The sequence below is a fragment of the Arthrobacter parietis genome (assembly GCF_039530425.1).
Taxonomy (GTDB): domain Bacteria; phylum Actinomycetota; class Actinomycetes; order Actinomycetales; family Micrococcaceae; genus Arthrobacter_D; species Arthrobacter_D parietis.
Genome location: NZ_BAAAON010000002.1, coordinates 744,346 through 758,988 on the forward strand (window position 1 = coordinate 744,346; position 14,643 = coordinate 758,988).

Genomic DNA, 14,643 nt, shown 5'->3' on the forward strand with positions numbered 1-14,643 from the left:
CATGGTCTTGGACTCTATCTGGCGGATGCGCTCACGGGTGACGCCGTACACCTTGCCAATTTCATCGAGGGTCTTCGGCTGGCCGTCAGTAAGACCGAACCGCATGGCGACCACACCTGCTTCCCGCTCCGACAACGTATCCAGGACGGAGTGAAGCTGCTCCTGCAGAAGTGTGAAACTCACCGCATCCGCGGGGACGACTGCTTCCGAGTCCTCGATCAGGTCGCCGAACTCGGAATCACCGTCTTCGCCGAGCGGAGTGTGCAGGGAGATGGGCTCGCGGCCATACTTTTGAACTTCGACGACCTTTTCAGGCGTCATATCGAGTTCAAGTGCCAGTTCTTCCGGTGTGGGTTCCCGGCCGAGGTCCTGCAGCATCTGCCGCTGGACGCGGGCCAGTTTGTTGATGACTTCGACCATATGTACCGGAATACGGATGGTGCGGGCCTGGTCTGCCATGGCACGGGTGATGGCCTGGCGGATCCACCACGTTGCGTAGGTGGAGAACTTGAAACCCTTGGTGTAGTCGAACTTCTCTACAGCACGGATCAGACCCAGGTTGCCTTCCTGAATCAAGTCCAGGAAGAGCATTCCGCGGCCGGTGTAGCGCTTGGCCAGCGACACCACGAGACGGAGGTTTGCCTCGAGAAGATGGTTCTTGGCGCGCTTCCCGTCATGGATGACCCACTCAAGTTCCCGACGCAGCTTGGGATCGATGTTCTCATTCGCCGCCAGCTTCTCCTCGGCGAACAGGCCCGCCTCAATGCGCAGAGCGAGATCTACTTCCTGTTCGGCGTTGAGAAGGGCGACCTTGCCGATCTGCTTCAGGTAGTCCTTGACCGGGTCCGCAGTAGCGCCTGCGGAAACGACCTGCTGTGCCGGTGCATCGTCGTCGTCAGCATCCGAGTAGACAAACCCGCTCCCAGTCGAAGCTTCAGCCGCCTCCGGCTCTGCAGCCTCAGTGTCTGCACCTTCGACTTCTGCGGCACCCGGCGCGGTCTCCTGCTCTGCAGGAACGTTTGCGGGGCTGCCCTCCGGGGCCTTCGTGTCTACGCTGCCTTCGGCTGCCGCGGGCTTGGCGCCACGAGCGGTAGCGGTCTTCGATGCCGGCTTAGCAGCGGCGGTCTTGCGCTTGGTTGCAGTTGTACCGGGTTCTGTTAACACCGGTGCTGTTGTCTTCTTGGCCGACACTCAAGAACCTTTCATACGGCGGTTTGCGGCGCCGCCAAGGAGGGCAACACCACTATGACCCTGTCAAGTCCGTGTTTGAAATCAGACCTATCAACGGGAACTGTTCGTACGTACAACAGCTCTGCCGAGTGCGCTATTCCCCTTGCGGACGTGTGGTGGTGTGAATACCAACATCCGAAGTGCCTGAAACGCGTCGATCTGAAACACGAACCCAACCGGGTCTCGTTTCCATTGTCGCACGCTTTGCGAACCTCACGTAAATTCCGAACCGACAGCCGGTGCTTCCGGTGAATCCCGCTCTTCTTTCCTCAACGAGTCCGTGTACGGTTCAGGCCACGCTGCGGGATTCGGAGGTCCAGGCGGTCTCGCGCCGGCGAGCCCACGGTGCAAGGGAACCGGTTCCGACCAGCGTCATCAAAAGTTCAGCGAGGGTGTATCCCGGAGCTTCGTCCAAAGCCTCCTGCAGATAGTGATGAGCACGCGACCCCCTGCCACGTGCCCATTCGAGCCAACCCAGAATACTGAGAAGAGCCGCCCGCGGCTCCCCGCTCGCCACTGCGGTCAACCCGAGAAAGCGGGTGTGCGCTGCATCAAGGCGATCCCAGTCCGGCACGCTGAGCGTGGCAAGGAAGACATCCCGAAAGAGTGTTGAGGGATCCTCGTTGTCCTCCTGGTCTGCGGGTCGCGGAAGACCTCCCGTCGGTCGCAGAGCCTGCAGGCCCGTCATCAGGGCGTCGCAGGCGTACGGAAGTTCCTCCTCCTCCGGATCCGCCGGCAGCACGCCGGCTGCGACTGCGGCTTCCTGCGCAGCGTCCGGACCCGCGGCTGCCAGCACTATGAGGCTGTCCCGCACGGGCGCGCTAGTCAGACCGGCCAAAAGGAAAGCAACAACCTGCGGCGAAACTGCCGGTTCCTGCGGATCTGCCGTGCGTGAAAGAAACGCGTCCCAGAGGATGAGGGAATCACGGCCAAGGCTTGTCTTGTCCCACCTTCCACACCACTGTTCCACGTAGGAGGCCGCCAGTTGATTGATTTCTTCGCTGTGCCCGGGGTCGGGTGTTCCGACCGCGGCTGCCAGGGAAGCGGCATAGGTACTCCCCTGATAGACCAGCTCCGCGTTGAGGACGCTTTCGGTGATCCTGGCAAGCGGGTGGCCCGGCCAGGGACAGCAGGACGCATCCTCGCAGAAGTAGTCCCGCCAATGACTTGAGCTGACGAGCCATCCGTCCAACAGCGGCAGTCCTGCGGCGTCGAGCACCAGGTCGAGGCAGTGGATCAACGGAGCGTAGGGCGGGGAGCCCGGCTCGGCCCACTCGGCGTCGGTGTACACCGCCATCAACACTCCGTCGGCAGAAGAGTCCGATTCGAGGTAGTCCCGCACCGTGGATGCATAGTCCAGTGGATCAGAGTCCGCCGGCGGAAGGTCGAGACGCAGTGTGGCGCCCATGCGTTTGCCCGACATGGTGAGGAAAACGAGGCTCTCCCGCGGTTGAAAGCCAAGGATATGGGGAACGTAACTGAGGATGTCGGCCGGCGTGCTGACCTTGATGGGGGCTTCGGGGTTAGGTGCGTTTGCTGTCATGAATACGACTGTGACGCTCATGCACCCGCCTGTGGCCTTTCAAAAGGCGCTATGTGGGTAAACCTCGAGATTCGGCTGCATGTGGAGGGAGGGTCGCTACCTCTGCACTTCGCGCCGTCGTCGTATTTCCCTCGCAATTGCCTGCCTCAGTGGCGGCACGATGATCGATTGACGAGCCAGCTGGGCGCGCACGCGGCGCCGGAGCACCAGGACTGCGACGGTTCCAATTCCGAGAACCACAAACTGCACAGCAAAAGCGATCCTGAATGATTCGAGTGCATACAGGTCACCGTTGGAGAATCCGCTCGCCAGGAGCAGGTCCAGAATCAGGCCTACGGCGAACATGGTGAGAAGCGCTGCCGTGAATCCGCCAATGTTGACAATGCCGGTCGCGGTACCGAGCCGCGAGGCAGGATTGAACGTGCGGGCGAAGTCGAAACCAATCATCGACCCCGGTCCGCCGACGGCAAGCGTCACGACCAACAGCACGAGCAGCCAGACGGGTGCCTTTCCCGGATAGGTCAGCACCACCAACCACGCGAGCGCAGTCGCCGCGGTAATTGCCAGAACCATGGTCGAGCGGCGCAGCGGGTGCCGGGCTACATACACTCCCAGGAGTGGCCCACAGATCATGCCCACTACAACAAAGAGGGTCATCAGCACCGAAGCCGTCCCTGCGGCGAGTTTCTCAGCACTCACCAGATAGGGGTAGCCCCACATCAGAACGAAAACCGTGCCTGAGAACTGCGTAGTGAAGTGGCACCAGAGGCCGAGGCGGGTCCCGGGCTGCTTCCACGCCTCGGTGAGGGAGACACCAGTCTGGCGCAGCGATGCGCGGCTTCGCTGGCCATTTCCTTCCGGATGATCCCGGATCAGGGCAAGACCGAGAACGGCCGAGAGAACTCCCAGGCTGGCCGCTGACAGGAACGCAGTACTCCAGCCGGCCAAATGCAGGACGGCCAGGAATGGGATGACGCTGAGAATCTGGCCGAGCTGCCCGAGGATGCCCGTGAGCTGGGTCAGCACGGGAATTTTCCGGGTCTCAAACCATGCCGGCAGCAACCTGAGAACCGCGACGAAAGTCATTGCGTCACCGCCGCCAACCAGCAGCCGGCCCACTATTCCTGCCGTGATGGACTCGGCGAATGCAAGCTGAGTCTGGCCAAGCGCCATCAGAACCGCGCCGCTGACGATCATGATGCGCGGGCCGAATCTGTCGACCAGGACGCCCACCGGAATCTGCAGTCCGGCGTAGACCACTAGCTGCGCGACCGTGAAGACAGCCAAAGCAGACGCTGTTGCGTCGAACCGCTCGGTCGCCTCGACTCCTGCAACACCGAAGGAGGTGCGCTGCGTAACTGCTATGAGGTAGGCCAGTACCCCGGCGCCCCATACCAGCCAGGCGCGCCGGTCCGTTCCGGCAGCCGGATCAGCGCCCAGTCTGTTTGCCTCCGTCTTCGGTGTCACCCGCCGCGCCGTCGCCACTGCGTCCAGACCCTGTGCTGCCGGACGTGCCGCTTTCTCCGCCTGCTGCGTCACTTTGCGGGGCGTCCTCGTCCAGCGTCGCGGCGAGCTCGTCGGCCGCATGCGGACCTGCGAGAAAGGCCTCCACGGCCGAACCCAGCTCCTCGGCGTCGGCCAGCTCCATATTCTGTTTCACAAGCAGTGACCGACGCGCGCCGTCGGAGTGCTCGTCGTAGCGTTTCTCCAGCGATGACACGACGCCCTGCACCTCGGCCGAGTTGTCCACCTGACGCGCTATCTGCCGCTCCACGTCACGGCCTGCTTCCCGCAGCCGGTCAGTGGGCAGAACACGGCCGATGGATGCGCCGAGGTACTCCAGCGCCGTCACTGCGGCAGGCGGATACTCCGCTTCCGCCAAATAGTGGGGAACGTGCACCACGTATCCGACGACGTCGTGCCCGGACTGTGAGAGACGCAACTCCAGCAGGTGTCCGATGGAGGCCTGCAGTTCCGCGGTGGGCCGCCAGGTGGAACCCATCCCTTCGATCAGGTCTCCCCGGTTTCCGTGAACGGTTACACCGAGCGGACGCGTGTGTGGAACGGGCATCGGGAGCGAGTGGACCCAGGAAACCAACGGCACTTCGAACAGGGAAACGAGTTGTGCGACGGCGGAGCAGAACCTTTCCCACTGCAAGTCCGGTTCCATTCCGCTCAGGAAGAGGAATTTTTCGCCCAGACCGTCCTGGAGAACCCGGAGCTCAAGGGCAGGCGGCTGGTAATCCCGCAGATGATCCTGTTCGAACGTGATTCGGGGCCGACGGCTCCGGTAATCGATGAGCTGGTCAACGTCGAACACGGCCAGGACTTCGTGGTCGAGCGTTCCGAGCAGCTCATCGCGCACCTGCGCAACCACCTGCCCCGCATCGACGAACCCGGTGAAACCTGCAATAAGGGGTAGCCCCCGAAGGGAAGGATCATGACGAATCGAGCTGCTGACGTTGTACAGGCTTTGCGGCTCCAACATTTCATCCTCCTCAATTCGTATCAAGACACTGCGGGCAGTGCAGCGCGCGTCATCCCGGCGGCTTTTTCAGTGTTCACTCCAGCGCTGCGCCGTTGCGTCAACCCTAGTTGATGCACCATCGCGTGCCCGGTGTGTGTAACACCCCAGGTCGCTCCTCTCATTCCCGCTGCCTGTCCGTAGGACGCATGTCACAGGCTGCGACTACGATCGATAGGAAAGCATGGGCGTCACCAGACCCGCACGCCCGCTGCAGCACTGCCCAGCCATCGGAAGCGAGGAAGAACCTTCGTGAGCAACACCAGCGATATTCACCTGACCGCAGTCTCCCGGGACATCAAGAAATCCGCGTGCGAGGTCCTGGTGATCGGCACCGGCCAAAGCCCGGATGGTCCCGTGCTTCTGGAAAACCCGCTCTCGGCTAAATCTGCCCGCGCCCTCACCGACAGTCTCCCCTCGCTGGGAGTAACCGGAGCCGCTGACGAAGTGCGTCGATTCCCCGGACTACCTGAAACCGGCGCAGACGTACTCGTTCTTTCCGGTACGGGACGCACCGTCGCCGGGACCCCGCTGTCAGAGGAGACGCTACGCCGGGCAGCAGGAGCCGCTGCGCGTCAGCTGGGCGGAGTTGAGAGCCTGGCTGTTGCCCTCCCCGCCGCCACGGTTGCACAGGCCGCCGCGGTGGCCGAGGGCATTCTCTTGGGAAGCTACACCTACACGGAGCACTATTCGGCAGTTGGCGGCAAGGCGCCGCGGCCCTCCGCCGCCGTTCTCTCGCGAGTCGTGTTACTCACTCCCGCCGCGCAGGACCGGACGCTGAAGGCGGCACTTGAGCGTGCACAGACACTTGGACGCGGAGTCAATGTGACTCGCACGCTTGTCAACCAGCCGCCGAGCCACCTCTACCCGGAATCGTTCGCGCAATTCGCCCGGGAACATGTCAAGGGACTACCGGTGAAAGTAACCGTGTTGGATGAAAAGAGACTGGAGAAGGACGGGTACGGCGGGATTCTTGGGGTGGGGAAGGGATCTTCCCGTCCGCCAAGGCTCGTGAAGCTCGAGTACTCCCCCGCCAAGTCAAAAATCAACCTCGCACTGGTCGGCAAGGGCATTACCTTCGACTCCGGCGGTTTGTCCCTCAAGCCGGGCGCCGGGATGCAGACGATGAAGCTGGACATGGCAGGCGCCGCCGTCGTGCTTGCTGCCGTTGCGGCGATTGCGCGGCTGGGTCTTCCGGTCAGCGTCAGCGGTTGGCTCTGTCTCGCGGAGAATATGCCCTCCGGGACAGCGCAGCGGCCCTCGGATGTACTGACCACTTTCGGCGGGCGCACTGTGGAAGTTCTTAATACCGATGCCGAGGGCCGGCTGGTCATGGCCGACGCCCTGGCTGCGGCGAGCCAGGAATATCCAGACGCGATTATCGACATCGCGACGCTCACCGGTGCACAGATGGTTGCGCTTGGCAAGCGCGTGTCCGGTGTCATGGGCGACGACGGGGTAAGGGACGCCGTGAAAGCAGCTGCAGATCGCGTGGGCGAACAGTTCTGGCCCATGCCGCTGCCCGAGGAACTGCGTCCAAGCCTCGATTCCACGGTTGCCGACATCGCGAACATCGGAGAGAAGTTCGGCGGCATGATGACGGCTGCAGTATTCCTCCGTGAATTCGTCGGAGAAATGGACGGGAAGAAGATTCCGTGGGCACACCTGGATATTGCCGGCCCAGCCTTCAACGAGGGTGGCGCGTACGGTTACACCCCCAAAGGTGCCACCGGCGTAGGTGTCCGCACTCTCCTCGCCTACGTGGAAGACGTCATTGAGCGCGCCGAGAAGCACTCAGCCTGAACACGTCCGTCACGAGGTGACACTCGACACACAGGGGTGTGCAACAGCCTTCATCAAGTGGCTGATGGTGTGATCTGGCGATAGGGTGAACCCAGATCACACCAAGCATTCCGCCAGACTCAATCGACGCGCGAACCTAAGTGCGTCACCGATTACGCGAGGGAGCGTCCACGTGGCCGATACGGCAACTGCGCAAGAGTTCGACATCCTGGTATTGGGCGGAGGCAGCGGGGGCTACGCCGCCGCTCTTCGCGCCGTTCAGCTCGGCTTCTCTGTCGGGCTCATCGAAAAGGGAAAGCTCGGAGGAACCTGCCTTCACAACGGGTGTATTCCCACCAAGGCGCTGCTGCACTCAGCCGAGGTCGCGGACAGTGCACGCTCCGCGGAGAAGTACGGCGTCAAGGCAACGTTCGAGTCGATCGACCTGAACGCCGTGAACGCCTACAAGGACGGCATCGTCGCCGGCAAGTTCAAGGGCCTCCAGGGACTCATCAAAGCCAAGGGCATCACCGTGATCGAGGGTGCAGGCAAGCTGACCGGTGAGAACACGGTTGAGGTCAACGGCACCACGTACACCGGCAAGAACATCGTTCTCGCGACCGGCTCATATTCGCGGTCCCTCCCCGGACTCGACATCGGCGGCAAGGTCATCACCTCTGATCACGCCCTCACCATGGAAACGATTCCCTCCAGCGCAATCGTTCTTGGCGGCGGCGTGATCGGATGCGAGTTCGCCTCCGTGTGGAAGTCGTTCGGCGTAGACGTCACGATCATCGAAGGACTGCCCTCCCTGGTTCCCAATGAGGATGCCTCCATCGTCAAGAACTTCGAACGTGCCTTCAAGAAGCGCGGCATCAAATTCAACACCGGCACCTTCTTTGACAAGGTCGAGCAGAACGACGACGGCGTCAAGGTGACTCTCGTCGACGGCAAGACCTTTGAGGCGGACCTGATGCTGGTCGCAGTCGGCCGTGGGCCCGTTACGGACGGCCTCGGGTACGACGAAGCCGGGATCACGCTCGATCGTGGATTCGTCATCACCAACGAACGCCTGCATACCGGCGTTGGGAACATCTACGCTGTCGGCGACATCGTTCCCGGACTTCAGCTTGCACACCGCGGGTACCAGCAGGGCATCTTTGTGGCCGAGGAAATCGCCGGACTCAAGCCGGTCGTCGTCGAGGACGTCAACATCCCCAAGGTGACCTACTCGGAACCCGAGATCGCCTCTGTCGGGCTCACCGAGAAGGCTGCCCGCGAGAAGCTCGGTGATGACAAGGTCGAGACCCAGGAGTACAACCTCGCAGGTAATGGAAAGAGCTCCATTCTGGGCACTGGCGGAATCGTCAAACTGGTGCGTGAGAAGGACGGCCCGGTGGTGGGCGTCCACATGATCGGTACCCGCATGGGTGAGCAGATCGGCGAGGCCCAACTCATCGTGAATTGGGAAGCCTACCCCGAAGATGTGGCCCAACTGGTCCACGCGCACCCCACGCAGAACGAGTCGCTGGGCGAAGCGCATCTTGCTCTCGCCGGCAAACCGCTCCACGGCTGACCGGCTCCGGCCCCTCTGCTGCACCGCTGCACCACACTCCACATAAAGCATCACTGGCAACCTCAAACCGACCGGCTGTTCCCGGTACCGGCGGTCGAAGGTAGAACGAACAAGGAGAACCGGACACCATGTCTGAATCCGTGAACTTACCGGCCCTCGGCGAAAGCGTTACCGAGGGTACCGTCACCCGTTGGCTCAAGCAGGTCGGCGACCGCGTCGAAGTCGATGAGCCGTTGCTCGAGGTATCAACGGACAAGGTCGATACAGAGATCCCCTCCCCCATCGCCGGAGTTATCGAGGAGATCCTCGTCGCCGAAGACGAGACCGCCGAGGTTGGCGCTCCGCTGGTAAGGATCGGAGACGGCTCAGGCGGCTCGGACAGTTCCGACAGTGGGGATTCAGGTGTGGAGTCATCTTCGGGCGATGCAGCTGAAAATGATGGTGGGGACCAGCCTGTCGAACAGAGCGAAGAAGAAGCAGAAACCCCTCCCACGCAGGAGTCCACGGAAGCCGCGGGCGGCGGTCAGGGAACCGAAGTCACTCTGCCCGCCCTCGGGGAAAGTGTGACGGAGGGTACAGTAACGCGTTGGCTCAAAGCAGTCGGCGATGACGTGGAGGTGGACGAGCCGCTTCTCGAGGTGTCCACCGACAAGGTAGATACGGAAATCCCTTCCCCCGTCGCCGGCACCCTGCAGGAGATCCGGGTCAACGAAGATGAGACCGCAGAAGTTGGCTCCGTACTGGCTGTCATTGGATCTGCCGGCGCCGCTCCTGCACAGGCGGAGCCGAAGAGCGCCGAACCCGTCGCTGCGGCGCCGTCGGCTGAGCGCGAAGAGCCTACTGCAGAACCGGAGGCAGCCCGGCCGGAGCCCGAACCACAGCCGGAACCGTCCGGGAGCACTGAGCCCACTGAGGCAAAGGAAGCGCCGGCTCCCGCAAAGTCACCGAGCGACGAAGCAACAGGCTCAGATTCCGTATACGTCACTCCCCTGGTCCGCAAACTCGCCAACCAGCATGGCGTGGACCTGAGCTCCATCAAGGGTACCGGCGTGGGTGGACGCATCCGGAAGCAGGACGTGCTTGAGGCAGCCGAATCCTCGAAGGCTTCACAGCAGGACGCTCCGAGTGCTACTCCTTCCGCTCCTGCACCCGCACCCGCGGCCGCGCCTGCAGCTTCGAAGCTGCGCGGGACCGTGGAGAAGGCCCCGCGCATCCGCCAGACGATTGCGCGACGCATGCGGGAGTCGCTGGAGGTTTCAGCGCAGCTTACGCAGGTCATCGAAGTTGATATGACCCGCGTTGCGCGTCTCCGTGCGAAGGCGAAAGAAACTTTCCAGGCGCAGAACAGCGCGAAGCTGACCTTCCTGCCGTTCATTGCCAAGGCAGTGACAGAGGCCTTGAAGCAGCACGCCAAACTGAACGCGTCCTTCGACGAGGAAGCCAAGGAAGTCACCTACCACGACGCCGAGCACCTCGCTATCGCGGTGGACACCGAAAAGGGCCTGCTGGTTCCGGTAATCAACGATGCCGGCAACCTTAATTTGGCGGGCCTTGCCAAGAAGATCGCCGATGTCGGTGCGCGTACGCGCAGCGGCAAGATCGGACCGGACGAACTCTCGGGCGGTACCTTCACGATCACCAACATCGGCTCGGTCGGCGCCCTGTTCGACACTCCGATCATCAACCAGCCCCAGGTCGGCATTCTGGGAACCGGGGCAATCGTGAAGCGTCCCGTAGTGGTCACCGATGCAGATGGCGATGACACCATCGCGATCCGCTCCATGATGTACCTGTCCCTCACGTACGATCACCGGCTGGTGGATGGCGCGGACGCAGGCAGGTTCCTTCAGGCTTTGAAGTCCCGCCTGGAGGAAGGCGCTTTCGAGGCCGACCTCGGCCTGTAGTTCACACAGATGCAGAAGGCAGCGCTCCGACTACCGGGTGCGCTGCCTTCTGCCTTTGAGGATGCACCAGCAGAACGCTTCCGCATCACCTGATGCGCAAGACACCCGGGCGCCCGTCCGGTGCACGTGATTCAATCATTGAAGAGGAGAACTGATGGCTACAGTACGCTCAGCACATACCGTCTGGAGTGGAGACCTGCCCAGCGGATCAGGACAGGTTTCTCTGGACACCTCCGGACTTGGGACCTACGACGTCACATGGAAGGCGCGGGCAGAGGAGGCTGAAGGAAAGACCAGCCCCGAAGAACTCATCGCCGCAGCACACTCGGCATGCTTCTCCATGGCCTTCAGCCATGCTCTTGGCGGAGAAGGAAAGACTCCGGACCGCGTCGAGACCAAGGCCGAGGTGGATTTCCAGCCAGGCGTTGGCATCACCGCCATCCGGCTCACCCTGAAGGCATCGGTGCCGGATCTGAACGAGGAGGATTTCCAGCGCCTTGCCAACGAAGCGAAGACGGGGTGCCCTGTCTCCCAGGCACTCGCCGGCGTCAAGGACATCTCGCTGGATGCAACTCTGGAGTCCTGATACCTGCTTTCATCCGGTAGCACTGTGCCCCCGTCACCAACTACGGTGACCGGGGCACAGTGCTACCAGCGACAGATCAGCTGCGCGGCGGCAGGGGCAGCGGTGCAAGCTGCGGATGGTTCCTGCGTGCCGGCGGTACGTCCGTGGGCAGTTCTTCAAGCATCTCGCGCAGAATTCCGACGGCGTGCTCTAGCTGAGGATCTTCCTGTGCGGCGTACGCGTGCGGCGGAAACTGCACCTCAATGTCGGGGTCCACGCCGTAGTTTTCCACGCCCCACTCAATGCCTCCGGTCATCCAGAACGCGTAGCGCGGCTGTGTGACTCCGGTTCCGTCGGCGAGGCTGAACCGACCGTCGATGCCGACGACACCGCCCCACGTCCGGGTGCCGATGACCGGCCCGATCCCCCGAAGCTTCGCCACCTGGGTGATGATGTCGCCGTCGGAACCTGCGAACTCATCAGTGAGGACAACGACCGGACCCCTCGGTGCATGTGCCGGATAGGTACCCGGCTGCTCACCTCGCGGGAGTGACCAGGCCGTCACTTTACGGCCGATGAGTTCGGCTACCAGCTGTGAAGTGTGACCGCCCCGATTGCGGCGCACGTCGATGATGAGACCGTCGCGGGCAGTCTCGCGGTCGAGGTCCCTATGCAGTTGCGCCCATCCCCTGGCCACCATGTCCGGAACGTGCAGGTAGCCGAACCGGCTATCCGAAGCTTCGTGGACGATCGTACGGTTCGCGCTGACCCAGTTCTGGTAGCGGAGCCGTTCCTCACTGCGCAACGGTACAACCGCGACCCGGCGAACGGCGGGTTGGCCGCCGTCATCGTTGTACCGTGCCACGGTGAGTTCGACGGGCCGCCCCCCTGCCCCTGTGAGGAGTACGGCCGGACCAAATTCCGGAGGCACGGGCACGCCGTCCACCGCCTGAATGATGTCTCCAGGCTCCACAGCCACTCCTGGCGCTGCCAACGGCGCAGCTGCCTGCGGGTCGGAGGACTCGCCGACGAAGATACGGTCTACCCTCCAACCACGCTCGGCTCGACTGAGCTCGGCTCCGAGGAAACCCTGGGCGCCCGCGCCCGCCTCGCTGGGTAGGGCCGGAGTGACGTAGGCGTGGGACGTCCCGAGTTCGCCGTGCAGCTCCCACAGGATGTCGACCAGATCATCATGCGAGCCGATACTGTCCAGCAGCGGTCGGTAACGCTCGCGCACGCCCTCCCAATCCAGGCCGCCCATGTCTTCGGCCCAGAAAAAGTCGCGTTGCAGACGCCACGCATCCTCAAACGCCTGCCGCCAAACGCTGGGAGGATCAAGCAGTACACGGATCCGGTTGAGATCCACCGTTACCCGCTCAGCAGAGTCCGGTTCCGCAGGACCGGAGGTGGGCACCGCTGTAACGGCTCCCGCGTGGACTATTACCGCACGATTGCCGTCGCCGCTGACTTCGAAGGAGTCCACCTCCTGAACGAGTGTGGAGGTCTCACGCTTGGCCATATCGAAGCGCTCGAGCCGCCTCGCCGGCTCTTTGGCATCCGTGGTGGCGCGGCCGTCGCCGGTGATCCCCATCGTGTCAGCTGCCGTCCAGAGCAGCGCGTTCTCCACTGCCCGCATACCCTCATAGGATCCCTGCGTCACCGGCACGGGAATGATGCGTTCGGCAAGGCGGTCCGCATCAACCTCGACAACCAGCGAGGGAGATTTTTTTTCCTCGGCCGGCGCCGGCGGATCGTACACAGCAGGTCCGAACGGTGACGCTGTGTCAGCCGCGAGAGCCACCAGGAACGGTTTCGTCGAGGCCGGGAAGCTGAGATCGAAACGATGAGTGTCATACACCGGGTCGAAACTACGGTCGGACAGAAAGGCAATGAATTTGCAGTCCGGGGTGAATGACGGAGCATGGTCCCGAAAGCGGCCATCGGTGACGTTCAGGATCTCGGTATTCTGAAGTACGCGGCTCAGCCGGACGCGCGTGCGCGCCCCTTCACCCGTGACGGGCTCCGCCCAGGCAAGCCAGGCTGAGTCGGGTGAAAACGTCACGTCGTCGATTGCGCCGTGGGCGGTGGTGGACAGGGTGAAGAATCCTTCAGCACCAATCTCGTGAATCAGTATCTCGCCCATTTCACCTGCAACCGCGATGATTTTCGCGTCGGGACTCACTGCGAGGTTGCTTGCCCTGAAACGGTCTCCAAACCGGATGCAGGAAACAACTGTGCTGCCCGCCTGGTCCTGGGCAAAGACGGCGGCGTCCGGCGCCCCACGCTCAACAGGCTCAGCTTCGCCCGACTCCTGATCTTCGCTCGTGCTGTGCGGCTTCGCTGCCGGCACCGGCGCGGGCAAACCATCATCCGCTGCCAAAGTTTCCGGGCGGGTTGAACCGGTGGTGACAGGGACATCGACGTTGAACGCGCTGCGGATGTACAGCGCTTCCTCACCCTCATGGTCGGCAATGTAGGCAACCCGGTCTTCGCCAACCGGACGACCGAGCCGTGCCCGCACACCCGCAGTTGCATCCACAACGCGGGAGGGCCCATCCCGGTGGCTCAGAAGATGCAGGGTCCCGTGAGATTCAACTACGCTGGCGCGGCCGTCTTTGACGGGAACAGCGGCCGCGAGATGCCGCGCTACGTTGAGCGGCTGTGGGCGCCTGCCGGTGGAGGCTGAGCCAAGCTGGATATCGAGTGGCCGCGCTTCCGCATCAAGGGCTTCGAGCAGCCAAAGTTTCCCTGCGGATTCGTACACTACGCGGCTCCCGTCCGTGCTCGCATGACGGACATAAAAGGCCTCATTATCTGTGTGGCGCCTCAGATCCTGACCACTTGCCGTCACAGAGTAGAGGTTCCCGTACCCCTCGTGGTCCGAAAGGAAGGCAAGACGGCCACCGACCCACATCGGATCGGCCAGGTTGCCGTTGAGTTCAGGCAGGAAGCGCCGAAAATCACCGGAACCATCCGGATCAATCCAGAGCTTGCCCGCGGTACCTCCCCGATACCGCTTCCACCAGGCCTGTTCACGAGTCATGACGCTGCTGATGACAACGGGGCGCTCGTCCCCGACAGCTTCCCCATGAACAATGGCGTCAAGCGGTCCATAAGGCACGACGTTACCCGGGGAACCATCCACGGGAAGCGTGTACGCCCAGGTATGCCGGGGATCCTCGTGCCGGAAAGCGCTCGTCGCGATGACCTGACCGTCTGCAGTGAAGCCCTTCACTCTGGTGCTCTGATGCCCCCAGTAGGTAAGCCGACGGAAGTTCCCCCCGTTTGCATCAGCAGCAACTACCTCCGGTGCGGCGCCCTGTACCACTGTCCAAGCGATGGTGGAGCCATCGGGGGAGAATCGCGGGTTCCGTACCGGCTGTTGGAGCGACGATATTCTCCACGCGCGCCCGCCCGAGACCGGGACAACCCAGACATCGTTCTCCGCTGCGAAAGTGAGGAGATCTCCGGACAGATGCGGATAGCGTAGGTAGTGAGAGGAAGCCATCATCCGATCAT

The 14,643-nt window shown here is 62.6% G+C and carries 9 protein-coding genes; 4 read left to right on the plus strand and 5 right to left on the minus strand.

The window, feature by feature from the left end:
* The 4 genes from ABFX19_RS11640 to ABFX19_RS11655 form a co-directional block, all read right to left on the minus strand.
* A partial coding sequence (locus tag ABFX19_RS11640; RefSeq protein ID WP_346028357.1) for an RNA polymerase sigma factor occupies positions 1 to 1,164 on the minus strand: 1,164 nt, incomplete at its 3' end.
* A 355-nt stretch (positions 1,165 to 1,519) separates the two neighbouring features.
* Positions 1,520 to 2,773, minus strand: a complete 1,254-nt coding sequence (locus ABFX19_RS11645; protein WP_346028358.1) for a DUF4192 domain-containing protein — start codon at positions 2,771 to 2,773, stop codon at positions 1,520 to 1,522.
* 96 nt (positions 2,774 to 2,869) lie between these two features.
* On the minus strand, positions 2,870 to 4,213 hold the full coding sequence (locus tag ABFX19_RS11650; RefSeq protein ID WP_277357856.1) for an MFS transporter: 1,344 nt from the start codon (positions 4,211 to 4,213) through the stop codon (positions 2,870 to 2,872).
* Entirely contained in the window at positions 4,203 to 5,261 is a 1,059-nt protein-coding gene (locus ABFX19_RS11655) for a proteasome assembly chaperone family protein (RefSeq protein WP_277357797.1), read from the minus strand. Before ABFX19_RS11655 ends, ABFX19_RS11650 begins: the two co-directional genes overlap by 11 nt.
* Positions 5,262 to 5,549: 288 nt before the next feature.
* On the opposite strand from ABFX19_RS11655, the gene ABFX19_RS11660 reads away from it, so the two are divergent.
* From ABFX19_RS11660 to ABFX19_RS11675, 4 genes are all read left to right on the plus strand, one after another.
* Positions 5,550 to 7,100, plus strand: a complete 1,551-nt coding sequence (locus ABFX19_RS11660; protein WP_346028359.1) for a leucyl aminopeptidase — start codon at positions 5,550 to 5,552, stop codon at positions 7,098 to 7,100.
* A 172-nt stretch (positions 7,101 to 7,272) separates the two neighbouring features.
* Positions 7,273 to 8,655 (plus strand): dihydrolipoyl dehydrogenase, encoded by a 1,383-nt coding sequence (lpdA, locus tag ABFX19_RS11665; protein ID WP_346028360.1) that lies wholly within the window; start codon positions 7,273 to 7,275, stop codon positions 8,653 to 8,655.
* 128 nt (positions 8,656 to 8,783) lie between these two features.
* Positions 8,784 to 10,559 (plus strand): 2-oxoglutarate dehydrogenase, E2 component, dihydrolipoamide succinyltransferase, encoded by a 1,776-nt coding sequence (gene sucB, locus ABFX19_RS11670; protein WP_346028361.1) that lies wholly within the window; start codon positions 8,784 to 8,786, stop codon positions 10,557 to 10,559.
* A gap of 154 nt (positions 10,560 to 10,713) precedes the next feature.
* On the plus strand, positions 10,714 to 11,145 hold the full coding sequence (locus tag ABFX19_RS11675) for an OsmC family protein (RefSeq protein ID WP_056547199.1): 432 nt from the start codon (positions 10,714 to 10,716) through the stop codon (positions 11,143 to 11,145).
* Between the two features lie 76 nt (positions 11,146 to 11,221).
* Here the strand turns inward: ABFX19_RS11675 and ABFX19_RS11680 are convergent, their stop codons facing one another.
* Positions 11,222 to 14,632 (minus strand): S41 family peptidase, encoded by a 3,411-nt coding sequence (locus ABFX19_RS11680; RefSeq protein ID WP_346028362.1) that lies wholly within the window; start codon positions 14,630 to 14,632, stop codon positions 11,222 to 11,224.
* Positions 14,633 to 14,643: the final 11 nt, after the last annotated feature.

Coding starts and splice junctions, on each gene's coding strand:
- sucB (WP_346028361.1), top strand. CDS start 8,784: ATGTCTGAATCCGTGAACTTACCGGCCCTCGGCGAAAGCGTTACCGAG.
- ABFX19_RS11675 (WP_056547199.1), top strand. CDS start 10,714: ATGGCTACAGTACGCTCAGCACATACCGTCTGGAGTGGAGACCTGCCC.
- ABFX19_RS11655 (WP_277357797.1), bottom strand. CDS start 5,261: ATGTTGGAGCCGCAAAGCCTGTACAACGTCAGCAGCTCGATTCGTCAT.
- ABFX19_RS11680 (WP_346028362.1), bottom strand. CDS start 14,632: ATGGCTTCCTCTCACTACCTACGCTATCCGCATCTGTCCGGAGATCTC.
- ABFX19_RS11645 (WP_346028358.1), bottom strand. CDS start 2,773: ATGACAGCAAACGCACCTAACCCCGAAGCCCCCATCAAGGTCAGCACG.